The organism is Mycobacterium bourgelatii, from assembly GCF_010723575.1.
Classification (GTDB): Bacteria; Actinomycetota; Actinomycetes; order Mycobacteriales; family Mycobacteriaceae; genus Mycobacterium; species Mycobacterium bourgelatii.
Genome location: NZ_BLKZ01000001.1, coordinates 5,684,570 through 5,710,536 on the forward strand (window position 1 = coordinate 5,684,570; position 25,967 = coordinate 5,710,536).

Here is a 25,967-nt window from a genome sequence, read left to right on the forward strand (position 1 = left end):
TGGGTTATACGGCCCATTAGTTTCTGCCTACTGATGCCGAATCGCAAGCCCGCTGTCGAATCGAAAGGGCTGACAATGTCCGCTACGAACGCGATCGCGCAAGATGTCTCGTTACCGACGACCCCCGCTGTCGTGAGGGATACGCACGATGGTGAAACCATGCGCGCGATCATCCTGGCTGGGTTTGGCGGACTCGACAGCTTGGTCTACACCAACATCCCCAAGCCGCTGCCGAAAAAAGGCGAAGTCGTCATACAGATCAAGGCATTTGGGATCAACCATGCCGAACTGCACATGCGCCGAGGCGAATGGGCAGAAGCCGCAGAGGTCAGCGGCATCGAATGCGTGGGCATCGTCGACTCCTGCCCGGGTGGGGAGTTTCCGGTCGGAGCCAAGGTGGCCGCGTTGATGGGCGGCCTCGGGCGAACGATCAACGGCAGTTACGCCGAATACACCCGCGTGCGGGTACCCAACGTCGCTCTCATCGAGTCAGATTTGCCGTGGTCGGTGTTGGCGGCCTTGCCCGAAACGTTCGCCGTCGCATGGACGTGCCTGTTCCGCAACCTGGACCTGAAGGCGGGTCAGACATTGGTGATACGGGGTGCGACGTCGTCGTTTGGGCAGGCTGCACTCAAGATGGCCGTGGCCGCCGGTGCTCGCGTCATCGCCACCGCGCGTAGTCCACAACGGTTTTCGATACTCGAGGAGCTAGGCGCCGTGCGCGTCGAGGTGGAAAGAACCGATTTGGCCGCCCATATCGCCGAAGCCAAGGAGATCGACGCCGTCCTCGATCTCGTCGGCAACAGCACCATTCTCGATTCCCTGGACATGCTGCGTCGTGGCGGGACCGCCTGTCTGGCCGGATGGCTCGGCGGCCTCGCGCCCATCGCAGATTTCAACCCACTGCTGCGCATGGCCAGCGGGGTGAACTTGAGCTTCTTCGGCAGCTTCGTCTTTGGCACTCCCGGATTCCCGCTTTCCGACGTGCCGTTGGCCGACATCGCCGGTCAAGTGGCCGACGGCCGGTTGGATGCGAAGCCGTCGCGCGTCTTCTCGTTCGACCAGATTCACGAGGCGCATCGGGTCATGGAAGCCGGTGGGGCCGGCGGGAAGATGGTCGTCGTTTTGGATTGACCCGCAGCCAATTGCGGTAGGGGGAGCAACCGTGGGTCGTGACATCGGCGGGCCGCGGGTTGCTTGGAATGGCCGAGTTGTCGATGGTGTTGATCTGGCTACGTGCGGTCGGTCACTTGCGACCAGACATTTCCGAACGAAAGAAGGTTGAAGACCAGTCATGCAACCGTCTGTGCTCGTCTTCGACGTGAACGAAACGCTGATCGATCTAGAGTCGTTGGCACCTTTTTTCGGGGAGTTGTTCGGGGACGAGCGCGTGCTGCATGAATGGTTCACCCGGCTCGTCATGTACTCGATGACGGTCACCTTGTCGGAACACTATGTGGACTTCTTCACCCTGGGCGGCGGAGTGCTGCGCATGCTCGCGGACCGATACCACGTCCGGGTCGCCGACCCCGACACGATCCGCCTACAGACCGCGATGCGCACCATGCCGGCGCACCCGGACGTGATCGAAGGACTGGACCGGTTGCGCACCAACGGTTTTCGACTGGTCACGCTCACTAACTCGCCGCACCGGGAAGGCAGCCCCTCCCCGCTGGACAACGCCGGCCTCGCCGGTTTCTTCGAACGTCAGTTGACCGTCGACACCTGCCGGGAATTCAAGCCCGCCCCAACGGTCTACCGTCAGGTATGTGAGGCGCTGGATGTGGCCCCGGCGGAGTGCACGATGGTGGCCGCACACGAGTGGGATCTCCTCGGGGCGCGCAACGCCGGTTTCGGCACTGCCTTCATCACGCGCCGGGGTACTGCGCCACTTGCGGTCCACGGTCTACCGCAACCAGACATCGTGGCGCGCGACCTACCCGAGCTCGCCGAGCGCCTCTCCCAACTCCGCCGGGCAGACGCATAAGTGCCCATGTGACCAGCGTGTCGGGGGCTGTCGCGCGTCTGCTCACGCCAAGGAAAGGAACGGCAAGCATGTCAGATGACCAGCAGGACTACCACCACGAATATGACGTGATCGTGCTCGGCGCGGGACCGGTGGGTCAGAACGCCGCGGACCGCGCCCGAGCGGCGGGCCTCAGCGTTGCGGTGGTGGAGCGCGAACTCGTCGGCGGCGAATGCTCGTATTGGGCCTGCGTGCCCAGCAAGGCGTTGCTGCGACCCGTCCTCGCTGTCGCCGACGCCCGTCGTGTCGACGGCGCCCGCGAGGCTATCGGCGGTTCGATCGATGCCGCCGGGGTGTTCGGCCGCCGCGACCGCTATGTGACCAACTGGGATGACAGCGGCCAGGCCGACTGGGTGGGCGATATCGGCGCCACGCTGATCCGCGGCCATGGCCGGCTGGACGGTCCGCGCCGGGTCGCCGTGGCCGCAGCCGGCGGCGAGCCATTAGTGCTCAACGCACGCCACGCGGTGGTCGTCTGCACCGGAAGCCGCCCGGCCCTGCCCGACCTGCCTGGCATCGCCGATGCGCGGCCGTGGACCAACCGTCAGGCCACCGACAGCAGCTCGGTTCCCGGCCGGCTCGCCGTCGTCGGCGGGGGCGGTGTGGGTGTCGAAATGGCGACGGCCTGGCAGGGATTGGGCTCGGCGGTGACCCTACTGGTTCGCGGCTCTGCTCTGTTGCCGCGAATGGAGCCGTTCGTGGGCGAATACGTCGGCCGCGGCCTGGCCGATGCCGGCGTCGACGTGCGACTGGGGGTGTCGGTCCGCGCACTGCACCGACCCGACCCCGCCGGGCCGGTGGAGCTGGATCTGGACGACGGCAGCAAGCTCACCGTCGACGAGATCCTGTTCGCCACCGGCAGGGCGCCACTCAGCGATGACATCGGTTTGGAGACAGTGGGGTTGACGCCGGGCAGCTGGTTTGATGTCGACGACACCTGCCGGGTGCGGGACATCGACGACGGTTGGCTCTATGCCGCCGGCGACGTGATCCATCACGCGTTGTTGACACACCTTGGCAAGTACCAGGCCCGGATCGCCGGCGCCGCCATCGCCGCCCGTGCGACCGGACAGCCACTGGACACCGAGGCGTGGGGCGCGCACGCGATCACCGCCGACCACCTAGCGGTACCGCAAGCCTTCTTCACCGACCCCGAAGCCGCCGCGGTGGGCCTGACCGCCGAACAAGCCGCCCGTGCGGGTCACCGGATCAAGGCCATCGACGTCGAGATCGGAGATGTCGTCAAGGGTGCGGAACTCTTCGCCGACGGGTACACCGGCCGGGCACGCATGGTGGTCGGCGTCGATAAGGGCCACCTACTCGGCGTGACCCTGGTAGGCCCCGGCGTCACGGAACTGCTGCACGCCGCCACCGTCGCGGTGGCGGGTCGGGTTCCCGTCGATCGGCTGTGGCACGCCGTGCCATGCTTCCCCACCATCAGCGAGTTGTGGTTGAGACTCCTTGAGGCCTACCGCGATTCGTTTTTCACCGTCGTCTAGCAGAAGGACACCCATGGCAACAGCCGACGGATTCCACCCCGACTTCGACGAAACGACACCGACGTTGGCACGCAACCGGGTGCACCACGTCAAGGCATCGGAGATCAGTTCCGACACCGCGCAATCCGACGGAATGCGTCGCTTTGCCGCGCTCAGCGGGCTATCGGTCGGCGCCGAGAAGCTCTGGATGGGCGAGACTCATGTCTCCCCCGCGACGGCGTCGGCGAATCATCATCACGGCGACTCCGAGACGGCCATCTATGTACGAAGCGGCAACCCCGAGTTCGTGTTTCACGACGGGGCGCAAGAGGTTCGCATCGCGACACAGCCCGGCGACTACATCTTCGTCCCGCCGTACCTGCCGCACCGGGAAGAGAACCCGGACCCGACCACGCCCGCCGAGGTTGTCATCGCGCGCAGCACGCAGGAGGCCATTGTGGTCAACCTGCCGGCCCTGTATCCACTGTGACTACCGGATCAGCGCGAGCCGCGAATAGGGCTCAGTAGACTGAGATTTCGATCAGATTGCCTTCGATGTCGCGACAATAGTGCGATGTCATCACACCAAGCGCACCGGTCCGGATCACCGGCCCATCGGTAATTTTCACCCCACACTCGAGGAGGTGAGCGCGCACCTCACCGGGGGTCGCACGCGTGACGAAGCACAAGTCTGCAGATCCCGCCGCCTCGGTGGACCCGGTAGCCCAGTCGGGATCGTCGGCTTGCGCGCCGACCGGTCGCAGGTTGATCTTCTGGTTGCCGAAGCGGAGCGCAACCCGGTGCGACGGTCCAAAGGTTTCTCGGGTCATGCCGAGCACCCGTTGATACCACGCTGCAGTCGCCTCGACGTCATTGCAGTTCAAGACCACATGGTCAATCCGTTCGACTGCGAGTACCACCGTCAGCCCTCCTAGCAAATTCGCGGCATCACCGCCAACGTTAGGTGGGATCGTCGAGCGCGTCGAGCAACGCGATGTCGACACGCCTGGTAGAGCGTCGAACTCCGGCACCCGCGACTGCATCGTCGGGTATGTCGTCCCGTCGTTCATCGCTACCGCCCGGATTCTTCGGCCGCGTCGCTCAGCAAATTCTCAACAAATTCTTCGATGGCGCTTTGCTCGGCTCAAAGCACACGCATAGGCAGCGACCGCACGATGGCTGTCATGACTGCGCATCTGGCCGAGCCGCTGAGTACTGACCTCATTGAGCGCTTCCTGCGCATCCGGGGGCGGCGGTATTTCCGCGGGCAACACGACGGCGAATTCTTCTTTGTCATCAACACCGAAAAGCGGCGTCTGCACGTCCACATCGAGATCCCGCCCCTGCATCCCGATGTCGTCGTCATCCGGGTCACCCCGGCGTGCTTTTTCCCCGCCGGAGACCGCGAGCGGTTACAGCGGTTCGCCGACGCATGGAACCAGGAGAACCGCCAGATCACCGCGGACGTGCACCGTTCCTCGGACCCGCTGCGCATCGGGGTGGCCGCGGCCAAGTCGCAGCGGATGGGCGACAGGGTGCGCTTCGAAGACTTCACCGCGTTCGTCGACGACGCCATCGCGGCCGCTGTCGACTTGTTCGACGGGCTGACGCCGGTGACGGAATTACCGACCGCGCCGCTGCTACTCGACGCCGGCTGAGCCGAATGACACCACGCCCCGCGAATCTCATCGGCGAGCAGCGGATATGTCATTCTCCTAGAATGAGAGTAATGTATGTCGAATGACGCCGAGCCCGTGGCCGGCGATCAATGACAGACAGACAGCGGGGGCAGCATGAACGACGGCACGATCGACAATCACGAGGTCGCCAAGTGGGATCCGGCCTTCACCAAACAGGTCATCGACGCGATCGGACCGCTGGTCAAACGGTATTTCCGAGCCGAGGTGCGCAACGTCGACAACGTTCCCGCCGCCGGCGGAGCGCTGGTGGTGTCCAATCACTCGGGCGGGATGTTCACCCCGGACGTGTTCATCTTGTCGCCCGCCTTCTATGACACCTTCGGTTACGTCCGTCCCGTCTACACCCTGGGCCATTACGGCCTGTTTCTGGGCCCGACGGAGGGATGGTTGCGCCGCCTCGGCGTGATCGAAGCGAGCCGGGAAAACGCGGCCGCAGCGTTGCATTCGGGCGCCGTGGTTATCGTCTTCCCCGGCGGTGACTACGACTCGTACCGGCCCACCTTCGCGGCGAACAAAATCGACTTCAATGGGCGCACCGGCTACGTCCGTACCGCCGTCGAAACCGGCGTACCGATCGTGCCGACGGTGTCTATCGGCGCCCAAGAGACTCAACTGTTCTTGACCCGCGGCAATTGGCTGGCCGGCAAATTGGGCTTGAACAAGCTGCGGTCGGACATTCTGCCGGTCAGCTTCGGCTTCCCGTTCGGACTGAGCGTGTTCTTCCCGCCGAACGTGCCCTTGCCGTCCAAGGTGGTCACCGAGGTGCTCGAGCCCATCGATGTCGTCGCGCAATTCGGCGAGGACCCCGACATTGATGAGGTCGATGCGCACGTCCGCTCGGTGATGCAGTCCGCGCTCGACCGGTTGTCCCGGCAGCGCCGGTTCCCAATTCTGGGGTGAAGGCGATGAGCCGGACCAAAAAAGCCGTTGCGCTACAAGCCAATTGACATCCCGTGGTCACCGAGGCACTGCACGCCGCCTTCGACGAGATGCAGAACGCCGCAGGATATTCCGCGCGAGCGGCCGAGAAAAGTCCCGCCTAGCCGGTCTTAGACGCTCAAGACGGCGTCGAGCGCAGAGTAGAACAGACCCAACCCGTCGTCAGACGGGCCGGTCAAGGCTTCGATGGCATGTTCGGGGTGGGGCATCAGGCCGACGACGCGGCCGTTGGCCGAGCTGATACCGGCGATGTCGTTCAGCGATCCGTTGGGGTTGTCGGTGTAGCGAAACACCACTCGCCCCTCGCCTTCCAACTCGTCAAGCACCTCGCGCGGCGCCACGTAGCGCCCCTCACCCGATTTGAGTGGAATCAGCAGTTCCGCGTCGGCTTCGAACCGTGACGTCCAGGCCGTCGATGTCGAGGCGACGCGCAGCCATACATCGCGGCAGATGAAGTGCAATCCCACGTTGCGAGTCAGCGCGCCAGGCAGCAGACCGGCCTCACACAGCACCTGAAAGCCGTTGCAAATCCCCAACACCGGCATCCCCCGTCCGGCGGCGGCCACCACTTCGCCCATCAGGGGCGCGAACCTGGCGATCGCCCCGGCCCGCAGATAGTCGCCGTAGGAAAACCCACCGGGCACCACCACGGCGTCGACGTTTTTCAGGTCGGCGTCGGCGTGCCACAGGCTGACGGCCTCGGCACCCACCTTGCGTGCCGCGCGCGCGGCGTCGACATCGTCGAGCGTGCCCGGGAAGGTGATGATGCCAATGCGTACTGTCACTGCTCGTCCCGGCTGATGGTCCAGTCTTCGATCACGGTGTTCGCCAACAATGATTCGGCGATTTCGGCCAGCGTGGCGTCATCGACCGTGTCGTCGACTTCGAGTTCAAACCGCTTGCCCTGACGAACATCTGAGATTCCCTTGTGCCCGAGGCGGCCCAGGGCACCGACTATCGCCTGACCCTGCGGGTCGAGAATCTCCGCCTTGGGCATCACATGCACGACCACCCGGGCCACCGGCGCTCCTCCTCAGTTCTGATCACTCCACCCAGCGGCGTGCGCCTGGACGCGCTCGAGGCGCTGGGCAAAGGGTTCTCGCCAACTCTACCGGCGCGGAGTCAGGAGACCAGAATCAACCGGTGACCACCGAGGTCGGCGAGTCGGCGCTGCGCGTCCCCGTCGGGATCGAGGGATTCTTCGCAAAGAGACGTCCAAGCGCTGAGGTCAAGGGGCGTACCGGCGCGAACGGACTCGGCCCGGGCGCGCCGCGCCGCCTCGAAAATCTCGCCGATCCGCGGGTGGTCCAGCCGAACGTTGACTCCGTCACATCGCGCGCCGGCCACCTTGGCCAGTGCGACGCCGTTTGCGCCCAGAACTACCGGCGGACGGGGCATGGGCAGCGGAAAGCCGGTCCACTTCTCGTCGCGCAGCGGGTTCCACAACGTGTCACACAGGTCAAGCACGTCGACGAGGTGCTGGTGGCGGGCCTGGACGGAGTCGCGCAGCTCAATGTTGAGCAGGCGGTGTTCCAGCGCCCAGGGACTGCCGGGACCGGAACCCGCGCCGAGACCGAACACGAAGCGCCCACCGCTGATCTCCTGCAGCGAGGCCACGGCGTTGACCGTCACACCCGGGCTGCGGTTGGCAGCGTTGACGACCAACGTCCCGATGCCGATGGTCGACGTGACCCCGGCTAGCGCGCCCGCCAGGGAAAAGCATTCCAGCATGCGCGAGCTCGACATCATCGCGCCGGACAGGTGATCGAAGACCCACGCGGTCCCGAATCCTTCGGCTTCCGCCCGCAATACGTTGTCACGCAATTCCGGCCAGCAGTAGTTGGCCGCGCTGTAAAGGACATCGAGCGTCACCACGGGGCGAGACCTCCGGCGTTGCCACGCACAAATCTATTGCACCGCAGCGCATTATGTTGTGAGCGCGTCATGAGCACGAACCGATGTAGGCCTCACACAAGGGGGCGATCAGGGCGTCCAAGACCCCCGCATCCGAGACCACCGGCCACTCCACCGTCGGTGGCGACGACGCCCACAGAGTGAGTTCGCTCAGGGTGCTGCTCGCTGGGTGCGCGACGAGGTAGGTGTGCATGATGGTCGGTCCGCTGATCACCGCAGCCATCCGATTCGGCTCGTCGTCGGTGATCGATGGGGACTGGTTCGGAGACCCCAATTGGCAGGCGCGTACGGCAGCGACGGCGGCAGCGAACACCGATGCGGCGACGTCCCCGCCGCGGGCGGTGTCACCGCGCCAGTGGATGACCTGGGCCTGCAGCTGCCACTGCCCCTCCGGACGCTCCGCCGTAGCCCGAGCGGCAACCGCCGAGATCCGGCTGTCCTGCGGAAACGACGGGGTCGCGCACACCTGCTCGAATCGGAACCGCGGCGTCGTGCCCGTGACCGAAGCGGCCACTCCCGCCAGCGCGGGCCACCCGTAGACCGAGACCAGCGGCACCGCCCGTCGATCGATCCACGCCGAGTTCGGGATCTGATCGCACACCGGCGGGCACGTTTCGGGCTCCGCCCACGCGCTCGGCACCACTACCAGGGCAATGGCCAAGTTGCCGGCGACTAGCAGCATCGCCAGCATCACCCGCATCGGCACGGCCCGCATCAGGGCACAATCGTAGACATGCAACTGACGCATTTCGGGCATTCCTGCCTTCTCGCCGAGTTCGGCGAAACGAAAGTGCTCTTCGACCCCGGTTCGTTTGCGCACGGCTTCGAGGGAATTACCGGCCTGTCGGCGATTCTGATCACCCACCAGCACCCCGATCACGTCGACGTTTCGCGGTTGCCTGCGCTGCTCGAGGGAAACCCGAATGCCCCGCTGTACGCCGACCCGCAGACCACCGAGCAACTGGGCGAGCCATGCCGGGCCGTCCACGTCGGCGACGAGTTGTCGGTAGGGACGTTGACCATCCGGGCCGTCGGCGGCGTGCACGCCGTCATTCACCCGGAAATCCCTGTCATAGAAAACATTTCGTATCTGGTGGGTGATGGCGAGCATCCCGCCCGGCTGATGCATCCCGGCGACGCCCTGTTCGTCCCGGATGAGCCGGTGGACGTGTTGGCCACCCCGGCCGCCGCGCCGTGGATGAAGATCTCCGAAGCCGTCGAATATCTGCGCGCGGTGGCGCCGGCGCGCGCGGTGCCCATCCACCAGGGGATCATCGCTCCGGACGCGCGCGGCATCTACTACGGCCGCCTCACGGAGATGACCAGCACCGACTTCCAGGTGCTCCCCGAGGAGAGCGGCGTCACCTTCTAACGGCGAGCAGACGCAAACTCGTACGATTCGGCGTCGAAACATACAAGTTTGCGTCTGCTCGGCGTGATTAGGTGATGTCGTCGGCGGCGCCGCGGCCGGCGGCCCGTCCGGAGAAGATGCACCCACCCAGGAAAGTGCCTTCCAGGGCACGGTAGCCATGCACGCCGCCGCCACCGAAGCCCGCCACCTCGCCCGCGGCGTACAACCCGGTGATCGGCGTGCCGTCGGACTTGAGCACCCGAGAAGCCAAGTCTGTTTCGATGCCGCCCAACGTCTTTCGCGTCAGGATGTGCAGCTTCACGGCGATCAACGGCCCCGCCTTGGGATCCAACAGGGGGTGCGGGGCCACCACCCGCCCGAGCCGATCGCCCAAATAGCCTCGGGCGGCGCGGATTGCGGTGATCTGGCCGTCTTTGGTGTATTTGTTCACCACTTCGCGGTCGCGGGCTTCGACGGCGGCTTCGACCATGTCGTAGTCCAACGGTTCCACATCGGGCAGCTCGTTCATGCGGTCCACCAACTCGGCCAACGAGTTCGCGCTGACAAAGTCCACACCCTGGTCGACGAACGCCTGCACCGGCCCCGGCGGACCTTGGCCCACCCTGGCGCGCAACAGCTTTCGCGCACTCGCACTGGTCAGGTCGGGGTTCTGCTCCTGACCCGACAGCGCGAACTCCTTCTCAATGATCCTTTGGTTCAGGATGAACCAGGTGTAGTCGCAACCGGACTGGGTGATGTACTCCAACGTGCCCAGGGTGTCGAAGCCCGGATACAACGGAACGGGTAGCCGATGGCCCGCGGCGTCCAGCCACAGCGGCGACGGGCCGGGAATGATGCGGATTCCGTGGCTCGGCCAGATCGGATCGTAGTTGGTGATGCCCTCGGTGTAGTGCCACATCCGGTCCGGATTGATCACCCGCGCACCGGCTTTCTGCGCGATGCCGATCATCCTGCCGTCCACGTGTGCGGGCACACCGCTGAGCAGCTGCTTGGGGGCGCGCCCCATCCGCCGAGGCCAGTTCTTGCGCACCAAATCGTGATTGCCGCCGATGCCGCCACTGGTCACGATCACCGCGGAAGCACGAAACTCGAACTTTCCCACCGCCTGTCGCGACGACGGCACACCCCGCGGCGCATCGGAGGGCTCGAGGAGCGTGCCCCGCACGCCCGTCACCGCATCGCGCTCGACGATCAACTTGTCAACCTGGTGCCGGTGCGCGAACCGCACCGTTGGACGGTCGCGCAGTTGGCGGGCGAATATCTCCACTAGTGCCGGCCCGGTACCCCAGGTGATGTGGAAGCGCGGCACGGAATTGCCGTGCCCCTGAGCGTCGTAGCCGCCGCGTTCGGCCCAGCCCACCAGCGGAAAGAGCTTCAGCCCACGGGCGCGCAGCCAGCTGCGCTTCTCCCCCGCCGCGAAGTCGACATAGGCGTGCGCCCATTGCTCCGGCCAGTAGTCCTCCGGCCGGTCGAAGGCCGCGGTGCCCAGCCAGTCCTGCAACGCGAGTTCATGGCTGTCGCGAATACCGAGCCGGCGCTGCTCGGGGCTGTTCACGAAGAACAGGCCGCCGAACGACCAATACGCCTGTCCGCCCAGATTGGCGCTGTTTTCCTGGTCCAGGATCAAAACATGCAGGCCACGGTCCGCCAGTTCGCAGGCGGCCACCAACCCGGCCAATCCGGCCCCGACGATGATCGCGTCAGCGGTGAACCCGTCGTCCCCTGAAGCCGCCGGAGAGTCACTCATGGTGGTACAGGGTAGTACCACCACGTCGGGGTACTACGCGGCGTCGGGCATGGCCTTGTCGGACCGCCACTGGTACACGGTGGGCGTGCACGAGTGCATGAGCGCCAGGTCGACGGCGTCCAGCATCGCCTGCAGCGGTCCGGGCTTGCGCAAGTGATGCGCGGCGACCGCGATGCGGACGATGCCGCCACGCCGCGCGATGCGCTCGGCAGACATCACCACCATTCGGCACCACCACGGTTCGGCCAGGAATCCTTCTCCGATGCCCAACACCCGAGCGCGGACTGTCTCGTTGCGCACCAGATCGGTGATTCCGTGATAGTCGGCCAACAACCGGAATCCATTGCGCGGCAGTGCTTTGACCACGCCGGGAGAGACCAGCCAGCCCGGTGCGGCGAACAGTCGGGTGCGCAAACCGAGGTGTTCGAGCACCCGGTCAGCGGCCATCAGTCGCAGGTTTGCCTCATGTGCGTGCAGCGTCGCGAACTCGCCGCGGCGCCGCTTGGTCGCCGCTTCGTCATAGCCGTGCAACACCAACGCATCACCACCGGTGCGCCGCGCCGTCAACCACTCCACGGTGCGTGGGTCACGGTCGAGGCGGTAGTCACCACCCAGGCGCGGGGCCACCAGCAATGAAACCGGTACCGAGCGGGCGTCCATTTGCCCGCAGAATGCGTCGACCTCGCCCAGGGTGCGTTCGCACATTCCCGAGACCGAGACGATCAGTTTTCCAGACACACTTGCAGTTTGCCGACGCCAGGTTTCCGGACGGTGAAGTACACGCGGACGTCAGGAGTATTTCGAGTGGGTTGGATCACGGGGCGCAACCGGGGTCGAGCATCCGCATAGATATGCTATGGAACGCCATGGATAAGGCGAGTTCCGTACCGGCAGATGTTGCGCTGCCCATCAAGCCGGGGCAGCCCGAACCCGGCGAACACGTCTATCCCAGCAAGCTCGACGCCGGGACGCTGCGCGTCGCCGGGGTCGTCGTGCTGGCATCGATAATGACGATCCTGGACGTCACCGTCGTCAGCGTCGCGCAGCGCACGTTCATCGTCGAGTTCGCATCGACGCAGGCAATTGTCGGCTGGACCATGACCGGTTACACGCTCGCCCTGACCACCGTGATCCCGGTGACCGGATGGGCCGCCGACCGATTCGGCACCAAGCGGCTCTGGATGGGCTCGGTGCTCGCCTTCACGCTCGCCTCAGCACTGTGCGCGACGGCATCAAACATCCTGCTGCTCATCACTTTCCGGGTGGTGCAGGGAATCGGTGGTGGCATGCTGCTGCCGCTGGGATTCATGATCCTCACCCGCGCGGCTGGGCCCAGGCGACTGGGTCGTTTGATGGCGGTCTTGGGCGTCCCGATGCTGCTCGCCCCTATTGGCGGACCGATCCTGGGCGGCTGGCTGGTCAGCGAATTCAGTTGGCCGTGGATCTTTCTGGTCAACCTGCCCATCGGCTTGGTCGCGTTCGTCCTCGCGTCAATCGTCTTCCCGAAAGATCGTCCGACACCGTCGGAAACGTTCGACGTCGTCGGTGTGATGTTGTTGTCCCCCGGCCTGGCCACGCTGTTGTTCGGCGTCTCGTCCATCCCCGGCCGCGGCACGGTCGCCGACGTCCACGTGTTGCTGCCGATGGGCGTCGGCGTGGTGCTGATCGTGACGTTCGTCATGCACGCGTTGCACCGCGCGGAACATCCGCTCATCGACGTGCGATTGTTCCGGAACCGGGTGTTCACCCAAGCCAACGCGACGATGCTGGTGTTTTCCATCGCATTCTTCGGCACCGGCCTGCTGATGCCGAGCTATCTGCAACAGGTACTGCACCAGACCCCGATGGAATCGGGACTTCACCTGGCACCGCAAGGGGTTGGCGCCATGCTGACCATGCCGTTCGCCGGAGCCTTCATGGACCGGCGGGGCCCGGGAAAGAGCGTGCTGTTCGGCCTGACCCTGATCACCGTGGGCCTGGCCGCCTTCACATTCGGCGTCGCCAAACAAGCGAATTACTTCCCGCTTCTGGTGGCCGGCCTGGCGCTGATGGGCCTGGGCATGGGTTGCACCATGATGCCGCTTTCCGGCGCCGCGGTGCAGACACTCACGCCGCATGACATTGCCCGCGGCTCCACCCTGATCAGTGTCAACCAGCAAGTGGGCGGTTCGGTGGGCACGGCGCTGATGTCGGTGTTGCTCACCAATCAGTTCAATCGCAGCGAGAACATCGACGTCGCCAACCAGGTTGCGCTGTTGGAGAAGGCCGCCGCCCGCCGCGGCGTAGCCGTCGACCCGTCGGCGCTACCCCCACCGGCACGCGCCGCTGACTTCGGGACCGCGCTGCTGAACGACCTTTCCCACGCCTATGCGGCGGTGCTGGGGGTCGCGGTCGTGCTGATGATGGTGACGCTTGTTCCGGCGTGGTTCCTGCCTCGAAAACCGACCGTGTAGACCGCCATCTAGTCGCGCTACTCCGTGAACAGCATCGCCGCGATCCGATTCACGGTGTCCATCGGATCCGCCGCGCGCACTTGGGCATTGAATGCGTCGTTGAGCCACAGCGTCGAGAACCCGTGCACCAGAGACCAGGCCGCGAGCTGAGCACCCGCTGGATCGGACCGAGCGTTGGGATCGCGCAACGTCTCCACCCCGCGCGACAATTCCGCGGCAGCGGCGGCTTCGGCGGCTGCGAATTCAGGATCGGAGCCGTCCAGCAGCGAACGGTTGAACATCACCTGATAGTGCCCCGGATGCTCGAGCGCGAACCGCACGTAGGCCAGGGCCGCATCGGCGAACCGCGGACGGGCTCGCACCAGAGCGTCAGCCAGTAGCCGAAAACCCTCCGTCGCCAATGCCGTGAACAGACCCCGGCGATCGGTGAAGTGGTGGGCCGGCGCGGCATGTGAGACTCCGGCCTCGCGCGCCAATTCCCGCAGCGAGACGCGCTCCGCGCCGCGTTCGGCGACCAGGCGGGCGGCCTCGGTGAGGATCGCGGCCCGCAGGTCGCCGTGATGGTAGGTGGGGCGGTTCATCAGCCCAGCATACCGGCATAACTTGACAGTGACTAGATTGCCCGCTTACCGTGGGCGGTGACAGATCTTGTCACTGTCTAGATTGGAGAAGTTCTCATGGCACCACTCATCGCGCTGCTGTTCGGCAGCATCGGCGCACGCATCGTCGGTTGGTTAGGCGTCGCGTATGTCGACAACTGGGCCAACGCGGTCGCCGTCGGCCTGGCGGCCATGTTCGTACTGACCGGCGTGGCTCACTTCGTGCCAGCGATGCGGCGAGACATGATCGCGATCGTGCCGCCGCGGTTGCCGGCCCCCGGTCTGCTGGTCACCATCACCGGCGTGCTCGAACTCCTGGGGGCGGTGGGCCTGTTGCTGCCCAGCACCCGGGTGGCGGCGGCGGTGTGCCTGCTGGCGCTGATGCTGGCGATGTTCCCGGCCAATGTCTACGCCGCGCGGATGCCCAACCCGCCCAAGTCCATGCACACGCGGTTGTCGCTGCGCAGTGTCGAAGAGGCCGTCTTCCTAGGAGCTGCCGCCGTTGTCGCCGTCGGCGGCATCTAACAGCCAGGCGTACTGGAATGCGATTTCCTTCCAGCGTTCGTAGCGACCGCTGATTCCGCCGTGACCGGCGTGCATCTGGGTCTTCAACAACACCGGCTTGCCGGTGTTGTTGGCGTGGCGCAGGGCGGCGACCCACTTGGCCGGTTCCACGTAGTAGACCCGGGTGTCGTTCAGCGATGTCATGGCCAGGATCGCCGGATAGGGCTTGGTCGAGACGTTCTCGTACGGCGAATAGGACTTCATGTACGCATAGACTTCGCTGTCGGCCAACGGGTTTCCCCACTCATCCCATTCGGTCACGGTCAGCGGCAGCGAAGGATCGAGGATCGTCGTGAGCGGATCGACGAACGGCACCTGGGCAAGAATTCCGGCAAAGAGCTCCGGTGCCATGTTCGCCACCGCGCCCATCAGCAGACCGCCCGCGCTGCCGCCCATCGCGACCAACTGCTGCGGCCGGGTCAGTCCCGAGTCCACCAGATGCCTTGCGACCGCGATGAAGTCGGTGAAGGTGTTCTTCTTTTCCAGCAGCTTGCCGTGCTCGTACCACAACCGGCCCATCTCACCGCCACCGCGGACGTGGGCGATGACGAACACCATGCCGCGATCCAACAGTGACAGCCGGGCAATGGAGAACCGCGGGTCTTCGCACATTTCGTAGGCGCCGTAGCCGTAAATCAATGCTGGAGCCGGGAATTCGATATCAGCCCGGTGGACGATCGAGATCGGGATCCGGGCCCCGTCGTCGGCGAACGCCCAGTCGCGGCGCTCCACGTAGTCCTCACGCCGGTAGTCACCTAACACGGGCTGCTCGCGCAGCAGTGTCCGCTCACCGGTGACCAGGTCGAGGTCATAGATTCGCACCGGGGTGATGAATGATCCCGCCCCGATGCGCAGTTTGGGCGAGTCCCAGTTCGGATTGGCCCCCAGGCCGGCCGACATCAGCTCGGAGTCGAAGGTGAGTTCTTCGGGCTCGTCGTAGCTGCCGTCACTCTTGATGGGCCACAATTGAATGCGCGGCAGTCCCTCACGCCGATAGCTGACCACCAGATGCCGGGCGAAGGCGTCAACACCGTCGAGCCGGACGTCGTCGCGGTGCGCGATCAGGGTGCGCTGTCGGGTCGGGTCCTCGACCGGCGCCTCGACGAGCGTGAAGTTCACCGCGCCGTCATTGTGCAGGATCAAGAAACGGTCCTGGCCGCCGACGATCGCGTGCTCCACCGAGTACTCGACACCGTCGCGGCGCGGCAGTACGACGGTGAATTGCGCTTGCGGGTCAGTCGAATCCGCGTAGCGCACCTCGGAGGTGATGGAAGATCCGGCCGCAATGAAGATGTAGGCGTCGCTGCGAGTACGTCCCACGGCAAGCCAGAACCGTTCATCGGGTTCGTGATAGACCTGCTCCGACTCATTCTGCCCACCAAGCCGATACCGCCAGACGGTGTCCGGGCGCCAGGCCTCGTCCACGGTGATGTAGTAGACGGTGCGGTTGTCGGCGGCCCAGGTTACCCCGGCACCGATCCCGGTGATCTCGTCCGGGTAGTTCTCCGCGGTGCGTAAATCCCTGAACCGCAACGTGTACCGCTCGTCACCGACGACATCCACGGAATAGGCCAAGAGGTTGCCGTCCAGGCTGACGCTGGCCGCGCCGAGAGCGAAGAAGTTGTGACCGTCGGCCTCCACGTTCTCGTCGAGCAATACCTGTTCACCGGGAATCTCGGTGTCCTCGTCGAACTTCGGCGGGTTCCAGTCGTCGGGACCGGTTATCGGACAACGGCAATGAACGCCGTACTGCTTTCCTTCGAAGGTGCGCGAGTAGTACCACCAGTAGCCACGGCGGGTCGGTACCGAAAGGTCGGTTTCCTTGGTGCGCGCCTTGATTTCGTCGAAAATTTTCTGTCGCAGTGGTTCGAGGTGAGCGGTGGCCTGATCGACGTAGTCATTCTCCGCCTCGAGGTAGGCGATGACTTCGGGATTGTCCTTGTCGCGCAGCCATTCGTAGGGGTCGATGAAGACGTCGCCGTGATGTTCCCGACGGGTTTCGACCCGCTTGGCGATGGGCGGTGCAACTGGTTCGCTCATGCGGCCGGGCCAATCCAGTCATCGAATCGCAGGCCCGAAATGCGTTCGTAAGCTTCGATGTAACGGCCGCGGGTGGCCTCGATGACGTCGTCGGGAAGGGGCGGCGGTGGCAGCTCACCGCCACGGTCCCAGCCGGATGCCGGGCTGGTCAGCCAGTTGCGCACGAACTGCTTGTCGAACGCGGTCTGCACCACTCCTGGCCGGTATTCTGCGGCGGGCCAATACCTCGACGAATCGGGAGTGAAGATTTCGTCGGCCAGCAGCAGGTTGCCGTCACGATCGGTCCCGAACTCGAACTTGGTGTCCGCGATGATGATTCCCCTGCTCAGCGCGTGATCGGCGGCCTGCACGTAGATCCGCAGGGTACGGTCACGCAACTGGTTGGCGCGAACCTCGCCCACCAATTCGACGACCCGGTCGAATGAGATGTTTTCGTCGTGCAGGCCCAGTTCGGCCTTCGTCGCCGGAGTGAACAACGGTTCGGCGAACTTGCTGGCCTCGACCAGTCCCGGCGGCAACGGAATGCCGCAGACTTGCCCGGTCGCCTGATAGTCGAGCAGTCCAGAACCGGTGAGGTAGCCCCGGGCCACGCACTCGACCGGCAGCATTTCCAGCCGCTGCACCACCAGCGCGCGGCCCAGCACGTCGTCGGGAATCCGCGAGTCGTCGGGCGGGCCGGCCAGGTGGTTGGGGGCGTCCACCAGGTCGAAGAAGAACACGCTCATCGCGGTCAGGATTCGGCCTTTGTCCGGGATGGTGTTGTCCAGGATGTAGTCGTAGGCCGAGATCCGGTCGGTGGCGACCAGCAACAGGTGGTCGTCGTCGATTTCGTAGATTTCGCGGACCTTGCCGCTGGCCAGATGCCGGTAGTCGGACAGTGCGGGGCGCATCGGGTCAGAGTATCCGCCACGCCACTCGCCGGCCTGTGCTGGGATCAGCCCTATGACGCGGTACTTGCCTTACTCCACCCGGCCCCTTCGATTGTTCGTCCAACTGATGAGCGACGTCACCGTCTCGGTGTGGACGATCATCTGGGTGTTCGTCGGGTTGGCGGTCCACGAGGCCATCGCGATGATCGCCGAGGCCGGCCGCCAGGTCGAGACGGGCTCGAACGGCGTCGCGGACAATCTGGCCTCGGCCGGACATGGCGCCCACAACGTTCCGCTGGTGGGCGATGCGGTGAGCAAGCCGCTCAACGCGGCCAGCGAAGCGGCGCTCGACATCGCCGGCGCCGGCCATGACTTGGCTACCACGGCGAGTTGGCTGGCTGTGGTGTTGGCGATCGCGGTGGCTGCGACGCCCATCCTGACGGTTGGTGGCCCCTGGTTGTTCCTGCGGTTGCGATTCTTCCGACGGAAATGGACCGTGTCAGCGCTGGCCACCACGCCCGCCGGTCAACAACTGCTCGCGCTGCGGGCATTGGCGAACCGGTCGCCGGCCAAGCTCGCCGCCGTCAGCGCGGACCCGGTCGGAGGGTGGCGCCAGGAGGATCCCGACATCATTCGCGGGCTGGCCGCCCTCGAACTACGCGCTGCGGGGATCAGGCTGGTAACCCACTAATCGTGGTCACGAGGCGAGCCGACTTTGGGATGCTTCCCGTTCGACGTCGAGGCCGAGGCCGCACGAGAGTCTCCGGCCGTGCGTGATCGCGCACTAGCGAGATCACTGTCGTTTTCGAGCGATCTCGTTTCCTCGGTGCGATACCCATTATCAGGCTTATCGTGTGTTGGACTGTGGTCGGCGAGGAGGCTGATGTGGAGGGAACTCCGTTCGGGCGCTACCACCTGATCGAGCTGTTGGGCCGCGGCGGCATGGGCGAGGTGTGGCGCGCCCATGACACCGACACCGACCGGATCGTGGCTATCAAGCTGCTCCCTGCGAATTTGTCTGAAGACAAGGACTTTCAGCTGCGATTCCGCCGAGAGGCACACGCTGCGGCACGATTGAACAGCCCGCACATCATTCCCATCCACCACTACGGCGAAATCGACGGCCGCCTCTACGTTGACATGCGACTGGTCGAGGGTCGCGACCTCGCCACCGTCCTGTCCAACGGGCAGCTGGAACTCCCGCGAGCGGTGCGGATCATCGAGCAAGTCGCCAAGGCACTGCATGCCGCCCACCGAGTTGGTCTGCTGCACCGCGATATTAAACCGTCCAACATCCTGCTCGATGCCGACGACTTCGCCTACCTGATCGATTTCGGCATTGCGCGTGTCCTCGACGATACGCGAATGACCAAGTCGGGCAACACAATCGGAACCTTCCAATACATCGCACCCGAACGTATGGACGGAGTAGAGGATGCCCGTGCCGACATCTATTCGTTGGCATGCGTGTTCTACGAATGCCTGACCGGACACCCACCGTTCGACCTTGACACCATGCCGCGCCTGGTCGACGCGCATCTGCACACCCCGCCGCCGCGCCCCTCGATCACGCGCGAGGATGTGCCCCCAGCTGTCGATGAGGTCATCGCGACCGGCATGGCCAAGGACCCCGACGAGCGGTACGCGACCACGGTGGAGTTAGCCAAAGCAGCCCGCGACGCCATCAGTGAGCCCGTTGAGCGACCAGTATCGAGCCCCGTTCTGCTCCGATCGACGGAGTCAGTCGTAGCGCCCGCTGGTGTCATCGCACAACCGGCGACCATCAAAGCCGAATCGCCCACCACGGCCAAGCCTTCTCGGCCGGCGTCTGCTCCGGCTGTCCCGTCAACCACTGGCGGGATCAGTCGGAACGCCAAGATCGCACTTGTCGCAGGTGCCGTTGCAGTCGTCGCCGTGATCGCAGGGGCGGTCGGCATTCCTGCCCTGACGAACAACCAGCCTGCACCGTCATTACCCTCATCATCGTCGACCCCGACATCATCAGAACGTTCGTATGGCGCTCAAGTTCAGCTGCCGTTCACCGACCTCGGTATCAATCTTGCGGTGGCGGTAGACACGAACGGCACCGTGTACGTCGCCGACCAAGACAACCACCGAGTGCTGCGGCTGCCGGCTGGGGCCATCGCGCCTACCGAGGTTCTCACGGGCCTTGAGGACCCTTCCGGCGTCGCGGTTGACACCGCGAGCAACCTCTACGTCACTGACTCAAGCAGCAAGCACGTACTTAAGCTCCTGGCCGGCGCGGCCACCGCGAGTGTGCTGCCGTTCGACGATCTCCAGCGCCCCGGCGCGGTGGCGGTGGACACCGCGGGCAATGTCTACCTTGCTGACAACGGCGACCGCGTGCTCAAATTCTCGGTGGCGGCGACTACCCCGCAAATACTGCCGTTCGCCGGCCTCCATCACGCCAACGGAGTGGCGGTGGACGCCACTGGCAACGTCTACGTGGCCGACTGGGACTCGAGTGGCGCCTCCAATCTTGGGGGCAACAACCAGGTGCTGAAACTACCCGTCGGGGCATCCACCCCGACCGTGCTGCCGTTCAACGACCCACGTGGCCTGCCGGCGGTGGCGGTGGACACCACCGGCAACGCGTACGTCACCGACACCAGCGGAATAGTGTCCAAATTGCCGGCCGGTGCGACCACCTCGATCAATCTGCCGTTTAGCGGGCCTTACAACTTCAATAGCGTCGCGGTGGACGCCGCCGGCAACATCTATGTCGCCACGACCAACCATGTGATGTTCAAACTGACGGTGGAATGAGCGCGATCGGACGCGGCTATGGGGCGCAGCCGGGCATTGCCTTCTCGATGTCATACAGGCTGATCCCCGCCTCCTCGGGTGAACGGAAAGAGGCCTGACGCTTTCGCCCGCGCGCGCCGCACACCGGCGACGACCACGATGATCCACGTCGCCAGCGCGACCCAGAAGAAGACCAGCGAGACGGTGGTCAGCGACCGCTGGCCCAATTCTGCCGCCGTGGCGGCGGTCGCCGCGGAATACATGCCCAACGGGAATACCATCGCCCACCACACGCCGGCGAACTTGAGGGTGGATGGGCGCCGGCTGATGCGTTGCAGGCCGAAGTAGACCAGCGGCGGTATCCAGAGGGTGGCCGCCAACCAGGTCAATACCGTGATGCCCTTGACGGCCGGCGCCAGCCAGTCGGGCGAGAGCGTGTGAATACCATCGCCGGCCAGGGTCGCAATGGCCAACCCACCCATGAGAATCCACGAGTCGGGCGCCAGTCCGTCCGGCCTCTCTGCGATCACTCGCCACAGGATCAGCCAGGTCATCAGGCCGTAGATCGCCAGGCCCAGCACCCAGACCGGCGCCGCCACGCCAAACGCCCAGTGCTGTGATGTGTTCAGCGCCACCTGGGCGCCCACGATGGCCAGACCTGAGGTTCCCACGCTGGCCAGCTCCCACGCGCCGTGCGCGCGGTCCCGCAGCGGCACCCACCGATGAACCCACATATTGCGCGCGCAGAGCGTCGTCAGTACCAACCACGACGCCGTCGCAATCACGCCTAGCGCCAACACCACCCAGCCGACGCGCGCCAACCTACTGTCCAGCACCGCGCAGGCGGCCACGAAGGTGAACAACCGTAAGGTGACATCGGGATCCGTCAAGTCCCACTGGGTGACGGCGCGGGTGAACAACACCAGCGCGACGAGCGCGGCTAGACCACAGGTGGCAAGGACACCCAATGCGTCGCTGATCCAGTGGTAGTAATGCTTACTCGCCGCGATCGACAGGATGCCGGTCGCCATCACCGCGGCGAAGACATCCGGTGACGGCTTGATTCCGGCAAGCCGGACGGCCATTTAAGCCGTTAAGCCTCGTCGAGTTCCACGACGAGGTGCCGAATGCCGGTGTGCCGGTTGCTGCGCGTCCATTCGACGGGCTCGACCAGCCGAACCGCACCGAACCGGGACAGCAGTTCCTCATAGAGCACCCGCAGTTCCAGTCGGGCCAGGTTGGCCCCCAGGCAGTAGTGCACGCCCTGACCGAAACCCAAGTGCGGGTTTGGCTTTCGGGCAATGTCGAACTCGTCGGCTCGGTCGAATACGCTCTCGTCGCGGTTGGCCGATCCTTCCCAGATCTGGACCTTCTGACCCGCCTCGATCCGCTGTCCGCCGAGGGTGACGTCGCGGGTGGCGGTGCGCCTCTTCGACGGCGACGGCGATGTCCACCGCACGATCTCCTCGACCGCCGTGGGGAGCAGCTCGGAATCGCTTCGCAGCGCGCGCAATTGGTCTGGGTGCTCGGTCAGTGCCAACAACCCGCCCGCCACCGCGTTGCGGGTCGTCTCGGCGCCGGCGCTGAACAGCAGACTGAAAAACAGGTAGACCTCGAGGTCGGACAGGATGTGTGAATCCGCAATCTCTGGATCTTCGACCATCGCGTTGGCCACCACGGACAGCATGTCGTCGGTGGGGTTGGCGCGCTTCGAGGCGATCAACTCCTGGCCGTAGGCGTACATGCGAGACCCGGCCTCTTCGACCGACAGCTGCGACAGCGCTGCCTTGCGTGAGCCGCCGAAGTCGAACTGCGGTTCGATCGCCTCGAACAGCCAATGACGTTCGGACTCAGGAACTCCCAGCAGGATGCAGATCATCTGCATCGGTAGTTCGGCCGCGATTTCGATGAGGAAATCGAACGGTTGGCCGGGCACCACGTCGTCGAGCAGTCGGCGCGCCCGGCCGCGCAGGTCGTCCTCGACGCGACGAATCATCCGCGGCGTCAGCCCGGAGCTGACCAGTCGCCGAACCTGTGAGTGCCGGGGGTCGTCCATCATGTTGAGCACCTGGCCCGCGATGGCCAAGTCCTGCAGCAGCGTGCCGCCGTACGGCCTGTCCCCACCGGTGACCGACGAGTAGGTCACCGGATCACGCAGTACCTCAAGGGTTTCGGCGTGCGTGGCCACTGACCAGAAGCCCTCGCCGTCCGGGGTGTTGTCGGTCGGCTCATGCCAGTACACCGGGGCTTCGCGACGATGGACCGCGAACAAGTCGTGCGGAAATCCGTCGGCGAAGTTGTCCAGATCGGTGAAGTCGATGTCTTTGAGTGAACTGGCAAGAGTCACAGGATCGCCCCCGGGGTGTATTTTGCGGCCTCTGGATAGCGACTTACCAGAGCGTCCACCAGCGCAGCGACCTGGTCGACCTGATCGCCGGCGGCGCCGGTGAACGCCCGCTTGTCGGCCAGCGCGGCGTCGAGCGCGTCTCGGCCCAGCGGTAACCGCGGGTCTTTGGCCAGTCGATCCAGCAAGTCGGGCTCGGCGCCGTGTTCGCGCATCGCCAGCGCGGTGGCCACCGCATGCTCCCGGATGACGTGGTGCGCTTGTTCGCGGCCCATGCCGGCGCGCACCGCGGCCATCAACACCTTCGTGGTGGCCAGGAACGGCAGGTAGCGGTCCAGCTCGCGCTGGATCACCGCTGGGTAGGCGCCGAACTCGTCGAGCACGGTCAAGAACGTCTCGATCTGTCCGTCGATGGCGAAGAAGCTGTCCGGCAACGCAACTCGGCGCACCACCGAGCAGAACACATCGCCCTCGTTCCACTGGGCCCCGGCCAGTTCGGCCGCCATCGAGGCATAGCCGCGCAGCACCACCTGCAGGCCGTTGACCCGCTCGCAGCTGCGGGTGTTCATCTTGTGCGGCATAGCCGACGAGCCGACCTGCCCCGGCGCGAATCCTTCGGTGACGAGCTCGTGCCCGGCCATCAATCGGATGGTGTGCGCCAGCGATGACGGCCCCGCACCGAGTTGCACCAACGCCGAGATGGCGTCGTGGTCCAGCGACCGCGGATACACCTGCCCAACGCTGTGAAACACCAGCGTGAAGCCGAGAAATTCGGCGACCCGTTGCTCGAGTTCGGTCAGCTTGGCGTTGTCTCCGCCCAGCAGGTCGAGCATGTCCTGCGCGGTACCCATCGGGCCCTTGATGCCACGCAGCGGGTAGCGGTCGATCAGCTCGCGCAGCCGGGTCAGCGCGACGAGCGTCTCCTGCGCGGCCGAGGCGAACCGCTTGCCCAAGGTAGTGGCCTGCGCGGCGACGTTGTGGCTGCGACCGGTCATCACCAGGTCGCGGTAGGCCACCGCCCGCTCGGCCAGCCGCGCCACCACGGCCACCCCGTGCGAGAAGACGAGCTCCAGCGAGCGTCGGATCTGCAGCTGCTCGACGTTCTCGGTGAGATCGCGGCTGGTCATCCCCTTGTGCACCTGCTCATGGCCGGCAAGCGCGTTGAATTCCTCGATCCGGGCCTTGACGTCGTGGCGCAGCGCGCGTTCGCGGTTCGCGATCGAGGCCAGGTCGACGTCCTCAAGCACGCGCTCGTAGTCGGTGATCGCCTCGGCCGGAATCGCCACGCCAAGCTCGGCCTGAGCCCGCAGCACCGCCAGCCACAATCGCCGTTCCGCGATGATCTTGGCCTCCGGTGACCAGATCGCCACCATCTCGGCGCTGGCGTATCGGCTGGCCAGCACGTTCGGAATGCTCACGGAATCACAGCTTACGGCGCGTGGGCACCGGCCATGAGCGGCCGATCACGACTTAGCTGAGCGCACTCACACGATCGGCACGTTGCCGTTGCCGACGTTTCCGTTGCCGACGTTGCCGACGTCGCCGTCTGAGACGAGCCGCACCGGCCGCTGATCGACGGGCGCCAGCACGTCGATCAGGTCCACCACGGTCGTCAGCGCGGCGGCGCGCGGATCCCGCCCTTCGACCAGTGCGGAGACCACGGACCCGTCGACGGCGCAGATCAGGGTGCACACCAGTTCGATGTGGACCGACCGTCCTGACCTCTCAATGGCCTCGGCGACCGCCTCGGCCCGCTGGCGCAGGCTACGCCGCATGCTTTCCTGCAACGCGGGAAGGCGGGTACAGGCGATATGCCGCTCATATCGCGATATCAGCTGCTCAGCGAGCCCTGGGCCGGATACGACATCCCCCACGAGCAGGTCGACCAACACTTCAGCGGTGGTCTCGGGACCCCGGCGCCGCCGGGACAGGGCGTTAACCCGAGCCCGCAACTGCGCCACCTCGATCATCCCGATGTGTTCGACCGCGCGGGCGATCAAATCGTCGAGCGACGAGAAGTAGTACGTGGTGGATGCCAACGGTAGGCCAGCCCGTCGGGCAACGGCCCGATGGCGCACCGCTTCGAACCCGCCCTCGCCAAGCAGCTCGGCGGCGGCACTCACCAATGCGTACCGCCTACGTTCTCCTTTTGGAGTAACTGCTGCTGTCACGCCTGCTTATGCTGCCAGTCAAAGTGGTACTGCATTGCCATTTTCGAGAAACGGACATGGCATGATGGCCCGCATGCCTCCCGTCAGTCGCCGTGCCGTGCTGGGCCTCGGCGCCAGCGCGGCATGCGGCGCGGTCGGCGCATATGCGCTCGACGTGCTGTTTCGGCCCCGTACATCCGAGGCCGCGCCGATCCCCCGGACTGGGACAAACGTTCCATTGGCGCCGACACGGCCGCTCGATCCGCCCCCGCCCGCTCAGGCCGCGCCGACGATGGTGACAGGGTCTTTCGCGTCGGCCGCGCGCGGCGGAATTACCACCAATTGGGCCATCGCCCGGCCGCCCGGCCAGACCAAGCCACTGCGCCCGGTGATCGCGCTGCATGGCAAAGGCAACGACGCGGCAAGCGTTATGGCGGGCGGTGTCGAGCAGGGCCTCGCGCAGGCGGTGAACGCCGGGTTGCCCCCGTTTGCAGTGGTCGCCGTCGACGGCGGAGGCAGCTACTGGCACAAGCGGGCCTCCGGCGAGGACTCCGGTGCGATGGTGCTCGACGAGCTCATCCCGATGCTGGCCAGCCAGAACCTGGACACCTCCCGGGTGGCGTTTCTCGGCTGGTCCATGGGCGGGTACGGGGCACTGCTGCTCGGCGGCCGCCTGGGTCCGGGGCGCACCGCGGCGATCTGCGCGGTGAGCCCGGCACTGTGGACATCGGCGGGAGCGGCTGCACCCGGCGCATTCGACGGGGCCGACGACTACGCGGCGAACTCGGTGTGGGGCATGCCGGCGTTGGGGTCGATTCCGATTCGCATCGACTGCGGCGACAGCGACCCGTTCTATTCGGCGACCAAGCAGTTCATTGCCCAGCTGCCCGCACCGCCCGCGGGCGGCTTCTCGCCCGGCGGACACGACGGCGGCTTCTGGAGCTCGCAGTTGCCAGCCGAGCTGGACTGGATCGCCCCACTGCTGACGGCTTAGGGCTCTTCGCCG

General features: G+C 65.4%; 25 protein-coding genes and 1 pseudogene. 12 read left to right on the forward strand and 14 right to left on the reverse strand.

What is annotated here, in order from left to right; genetic code table 11:
• The first annotated feature begins 159 nt into the window (after nt 1-159).
• The 4 genes from G6N68_RS24415 to G6N68_RS24430 all read left to right on the forward strand — a co-directional run bounded on the left by G6N68_RS24415 (nt 160) and on the right by G6N68_RS24430 (nt 3,994).
• Complete coding sequence (locus tag G6N68_RS24415; protein ID WP_163717770.1) at nt 160-1,134, forward strand: zinc-binding alcohol dehydrogenase family protein; 975 nt, start codon at nt 160-162, stop codon at nt 1,132-1,134.
• Between the two features lie 160 nt (nt 1,135-1,294).
• Complete coding sequence (locus G6N68_RS24420) at nt 1,295-1,987, forward strand: haloacid dehalogenase type II (RefSeq protein ID WP_163717772.1); 693 nt, start codon at nt 1,295-1,297, stop codon at nt 1,985-1,987.
• A gap of 68 nt (nt 1,988-2,055) precedes the next feature.
• On the forward strand, nt 2,056-3,525 hold the full coding sequence (locus G6N68_RS24425) for a dihydrolipoyl dehydrogenase family protein (RefSeq protein ID WP_163717774.1): 1,470 nt from the start codon (nt 2,056-2,058) through the stop codon (nt 3,523-3,525).
• Between the two features lie 13 nt (nt 3,526-3,538).
• Complete coding sequence (locus G6N68_RS24430) at nt 3,539-3,994, forward strand: cupin domain-containing protein (RefSeq protein WP_163717777.1); 456 nt, start codon at nt 3,539-3,541, stop codon at nt 3,992-3,994.
• Between the two features lie 31 nt (nt 3,995-4,025).
• Here G6N68_RS24430 and G6N68_RS24435 read toward each other — a convergent pair whose 3' ends face one another.
• Nucleotides 4,026-4,442, reverse strand: coding sequence for a VOC family protein (locus tag G6N68_RS24435; RefSeq protein WP_276069241.1), 417 nt, complete (start codon nt 4,440-4,442; stop codon nt 4,026-4,028).
• A 246-nt stretch (nt 4,443-4,688) separates the two neighbouring features.
• On the opposite strand from G6N68_RS24435, the gene G6N68_RS24440 reads away from it, so the two are divergent.
• Complete coding sequence (locus G6N68_RS24440; protein WP_163717781.1) at nt 4,689-5,162, forward strand: hypothetical protein; 474 nt, start codon at nt 4,689-4,691, stop codon at nt 5,160-5,162.
• Between the two features lie 135 nt (nt 5,163-5,297).
• The gene (locus G6N68_RS24445; RefSeq protein ID WP_163717783.1) at nt 5,298-6,104 is read left to right on the forward strand and encodes a lysophospholipid acyltransferase family protein; all 807 of its coding nucleotides are present in this window, start codon (nt 5,298-5,300) and stop codon (nt 6,102-6,104) included.
• A 149-nt stretch (nt 6,105-6,253) separates the two neighbouring features.
• Here the strand turns inward: G6N68_RS24445 and purQ are convergent, their stop codons facing one another.
• From purQ to G6N68_RS24465, 4 genes are all read right to left on the reverse strand, one after another.
• Nucleotides 6,254-6,928 carry a phosphoribosylformylglycinamidine synthase subunit PurQ gene (gene purQ, locus G6N68_RS24450; protein WP_163717784.1) on the reverse strand — a complete coding sequence of 225 codons (675 nt, stop codon included), beginning with the start codon at nt 6,926-6,928 and terminating at the stop codon, nt 6,254-6,256.
• Nucleotides 6,925-7,164, reverse strand: a complete 240-nt coding sequence (gene purS / locus G6N68_RS24455; protein ID WP_163717786.1) for a phosphoribosylformylglycinamidine synthase subunit PurS — start codon at nt 7,162-7,164, stop codon at nt 6,925-6,927. The genes purQ and purS overlap by 4 nt, the downstream gene beginning before the upstream one ends.
• Nucleotides 7,165-7,265: 101 nt before the next feature.
• Nucleotides 7,266-8,018 (reverse strand): LLM class flavin-dependent oxidoreductase, encoded by a 753-nt coding sequence (locus tag G6N68_RS24460; protein ID WP_163717788.1) that lies wholly within the window; start codon nt 8,016-8,018, stop codon nt 7,266-7,268.
• A gap of 67 nt (nt 8,019-8,085) precedes the next feature.
• On the reverse strand, nt 8,086-8,814 hold the full coding sequence (locus tag G6N68_RS24465) for an ATPase (protein ID WP_205351428.1): 729 nt from the start codon (nt 8,812-8,814) through the stop codon (nt 8,086-8,088).
• On the opposite strand from G6N68_RS24465, the gene G6N68_RS24470 reads away from it, so the two are divergent.
• The gene (locus G6N68_RS24470) at nt 8,791-9,429 is read left to right on the forward strand and encodes an MBL fold metallo-hydrolase (RefSeq protein WP_163717790.1); all 639 of its coding nucleotides are present in this window, start codon (nt 8,791-8,793) and stop codon (nt 9,427-9,429) included. The two genes, G6N68_RS24465 and G6N68_RS24470, sit on opposite strands and share 24 nt — an antisense overlap.
• Before the next feature lie 67 nt (nt 9,430-9,496).
• Here the strand turns inward: G6N68_RS24470 and G6N68_RS24475 are convergent, their stop codons facing one another.
• On the reverse strand, nt 9,497-11,197 hold the full coding sequence (locus G6N68_RS24475; protein WP_163718918.1) for an FAD-binding dehydrogenase: 1,701 nt from the start codon (nt 11,195-11,197) through the stop codon (nt 9,497-9,499).
• Between the two features lie 12 nt (nt 11,198-11,209).
• Nucleotides 11,210-11,914, reverse strand: coding sequence for a DUF2334 domain-containing protein (locus G6N68_RS24480; protein ID WP_205351429.1), 705 nt, complete (start codon nt 11,912-11,914; stop codon nt 11,210-11,212).
• Between the two features lie 113 nt (nt 11,915-12,027).
• On the opposite strand from G6N68_RS24480, the gene G6N68_RS24485 reads away from it, so the two are divergent.
• Complete coding sequence (locus G6N68_RS24485; RefSeq protein ID WP_205351430.1) at nt 12,028-13,629, forward strand: DHA2 family efflux MFS transporter permease subunit; 1,602 nt, start codon at nt 12,028-12,030, stop codon at nt 13,627-13,629.
• A 17-nt stretch (nt 13,630-13,646) separates the two neighbouring features.
• Here the strand turns inward: G6N68_RS24485 and G6N68_RS24490 are convergent, their stop codons facing one another.
• Nucleotides 13,647-14,210 carry a TetR/AcrR family transcriptional regulator gene (locus G6N68_RS24490; RefSeq protein WP_163717794.1) on the reverse strand — a complete coding sequence of 188 codons (564 nt, stop codon included), beginning with the start codon at nt 14,208-14,210 and terminating at the stop codon, nt 13,647-13,649.
• Nucleotides 14,211-14,306: 96 nt separating this feature from the next.
• Between G6N68_RS24490 and G6N68_RS24495 the strand changes: the two genes are divergently transcribed.
• Nucleotides 14,307-14,753, forward strand: coding sequence for a DoxX family protein (locus tag G6N68_RS24495; protein ID WP_163717797.1), 447 nt, complete (start codon nt 14,307-14,309; stop codon nt 14,751-14,753).
• Here the strand turns inward: G6N68_RS24495 and G6N68_RS24500 are convergent.
• Both G6N68_RS24500 and G6N68_RS24505 read right to left on the reverse strand, forming a co-directional pair.
• Complete coding sequence (locus G6N68_RS24500; protein WP_163717799.1) at nt 14,715-16,832, reverse strand: S9 family peptidase; 2,118 nt, start codon at nt 16,830-16,832, stop codon at nt 14,715-14,717. The two genes, G6N68_RS24495 and G6N68_RS24500, sit on opposite strands and share 39 nt — an antisense overlap.
• Nucleotides 16,829-17,722, reverse strand: a complete 894-nt coding sequence (locus tag G6N68_RS24505; RefSeq protein WP_163717801.1) for a phosphoribosylaminoimidazolesuccinocarboxamide synthase — start codon at nt 17,720-17,722, stop codon at nt 16,829-16,831. Before G6N68_RS24505 ends, G6N68_RS24500 begins: the two co-directional genes overlap by 4 nt.
• Nucleotides 17,723-17,774: 52 nt before the next feature.
• Between G6N68_RS24505 and G6N68_RS24510 the strand changes: the two genes are divergently transcribed.
• The gene (locus G6N68_RS24510) at nt 17,775-18,392 is read left to right on the forward strand and encodes a hypothetical protein (protein WP_163717803.1); all 618 of its coding nucleotides are present in this window, start codon (nt 17,775-17,777) and stop codon (nt 18,390-18,392) included.
• A gap of 194 nt (nt 18,393-18,586) precedes the next feature.
• Nucleotides 18,587-20,488, forward strand: coding sequence for a serine/threonine-protein kinase PknD (locus tag G6N68_RS24515; RefSeq protein WP_163717805.1), 1,902 nt, complete (start codon nt 18,587-18,589; stop codon nt 20,486-20,488).
• 50 nt (nt 20,489-20,538) lie between these two features.
• Here G6N68_RS24515 and G6N68_RS24520 read toward each other — a convergent pair whose 3' ends face one another.
• The 4 genes and pseudogenes from G6N68_RS24520 to G6N68_RS24535 all read right to left on the reverse strand — a co-directional run.
• Entirely contained in the window at nt 20,539-21,552 is a 1,014-nt protein-coding gene (locus G6N68_RS24520) for a tellurite resistance/C4-dicarboxylate transporter family protein (RefSeq protein WP_163717807.1), read from the reverse strand.
• Nucleotides 21,553-21,560: 8 nt separating this feature from the next.
• Complete coding sequence (locus G6N68_RS24525) at nt 21,561-22,814, reverse strand: cytochrome P450 (protein ID WP_163717809.1); 1,254 nt, start codon at nt 22,812-22,814, stop codon at nt 21,561-21,563.
• Nucleotides 22,811-24,229, reverse strand: a complete 1,419-nt coding sequence (purB, locus tag G6N68_RS24530; protein WP_163717811.1) for an adenylosuccinate lyase — start codon at nt 24,227-24,229, stop codon at nt 22,811-22,813. Before purB ends, G6N68_RS24525 begins: the two co-directional genes overlap by 4 nt.
• 141 nt (nt 24,230-24,370) lie before the next feature.
• Nucleotides 24,371-24,982 (reverse strand): annotated as a pseudogene (locus G6N68_RS24535) (TetR/AcrR family transcriptional regulator); the annotation flags it as partial.
• A gap of 61 nt (nt 24,983-25,043) precedes the next feature.
• Here G6N68_RS24535 and G6N68_RS24540 point away from each other — a divergent pair.
• A complete protein-coding gene (locus tag G6N68_RS24540; protein ID WP_163718920.1) occupies nt 25,044-25,955 on the forward strand; it encodes an alpha/beta hydrolase-fold protein in 912 nt (303 codons plus the stop codon).
• The last annotated feature ends 12 nt before the right edge of the window (nt 25,956-25,967 follow it).

Excerpts from the sequence above, each read along its gene's own strand:
- G6N68_RS24415 (WP_163717770.1), top strand. The coding sequence starts at position 160 with ATGCGCGCGATCATCCTGGCTGGGTTTGGCGGACTCGACAGCTTGGTC.
- G6N68_RS24420 (WP_163717772.1), top strand. The coding sequence starts at position 1,295 with ATGCAACCGTCTGTGCTCGTCTTCGACGTGAACGAAACGCTGATCGAT.
- G6N68_RS24425 (WP_163717774.1), top strand. The coding sequence starts at position 2,056 with ATGTCAGATGACCAGCAGGACTACCACCACGAATATGACGTGATCGTG.
- G6N68_RS24430 (WP_163717777.1), top strand. The coding sequence starts at position 3,539 with ATGGCAACAGCCGACGGATTCCACCCCGACTTCGACGAAACGACACCG.
- G6N68_RS24440 (WP_163717781.1), top strand. The coding sequence starts at position 4,689 with ATGACTGCGCATCTGGCCGAGCCGCTGAGTACTGACCTCATTGAGCGC.
- G6N68_RS24445 (WP_163717783.1), top strand. The coding sequence starts at position 5,298 with ATGAACGACGGCACGATCGACAATCACGAGGTCGCCAAGTGGGATCCG.
- G6N68_RS24470 (WP_163717790.1), top strand. The coding sequence starts at position 8,791 with ATGCAACTGACGCATTTCGGGCATTCCTGCCTTCTCGCCGAGTTCGGC.
- G6N68_RS24465 (WP_205351428.1), bottom strand. The coding sequence starts at position 8,814 with ATGCCCGAAATGCGTCAGTTGCATGTCTACGATTGTGCCCTGATGCGG.
- G6N68_RS24485 (WP_205351430.1), top strand. The coding sequence starts at position 12,028 with ATGCTATGGAACGCCATGGATAAGGCGAGTTCCGTACCGGCAGATGTT.
- G6N68_RS24490 (WP_163717794.1), bottom strand. The coding sequence starts at position 14,210 with ATGAACCGCCCCACCTACCATCACGGCGACCTGCGGGCCGCGATCCTC.
- G6N68_RS24495 (WP_163717797.1), top strand. The coding sequence starts at position 14,307 with ATGGCACCACTCATCGCGCTGCTGTTCGGCAGCATCGGCGCACGCATC.
- G6N68_RS24500 (WP_163717799.1), bottom strand. The coding sequence starts at position 16,832 with ATGAGCGAACCAGTTGCACCGCCCATCGCCAAGCGGGTCGAAACCCGT.
- G6N68_RS24505 (WP_163717801.1), bottom strand. The coding sequence starts at position 17,722 with ATGCGCCCCGCACTGTCCGACTACCGGCATCTGGCCAGCGGCAAGGTC.
- G6N68_RS24510 (WP_163717803.1), top strand. The coding sequence starts at position 17,775 with ATGACGCGGTACTTGCCTTACTCCACCCGGCCCCTTCGATTGTTCGTC.
- G6N68_RS24520 (WP_163717807.1), bottom strand. The coding sequence starts at position 21,552 with ATGGCCGTCCGGCTTGCCGGAATCAAGCCGTCACCGGATGTCTTCGCC.
- G6N68_RS24540 (WP_163718920.1), top strand. The coding sequence starts at position 25,044 with ATGATGGCCCGCATGCCTCCCGTCAGTCGCCGTGCCGTGCTGGGCCTC.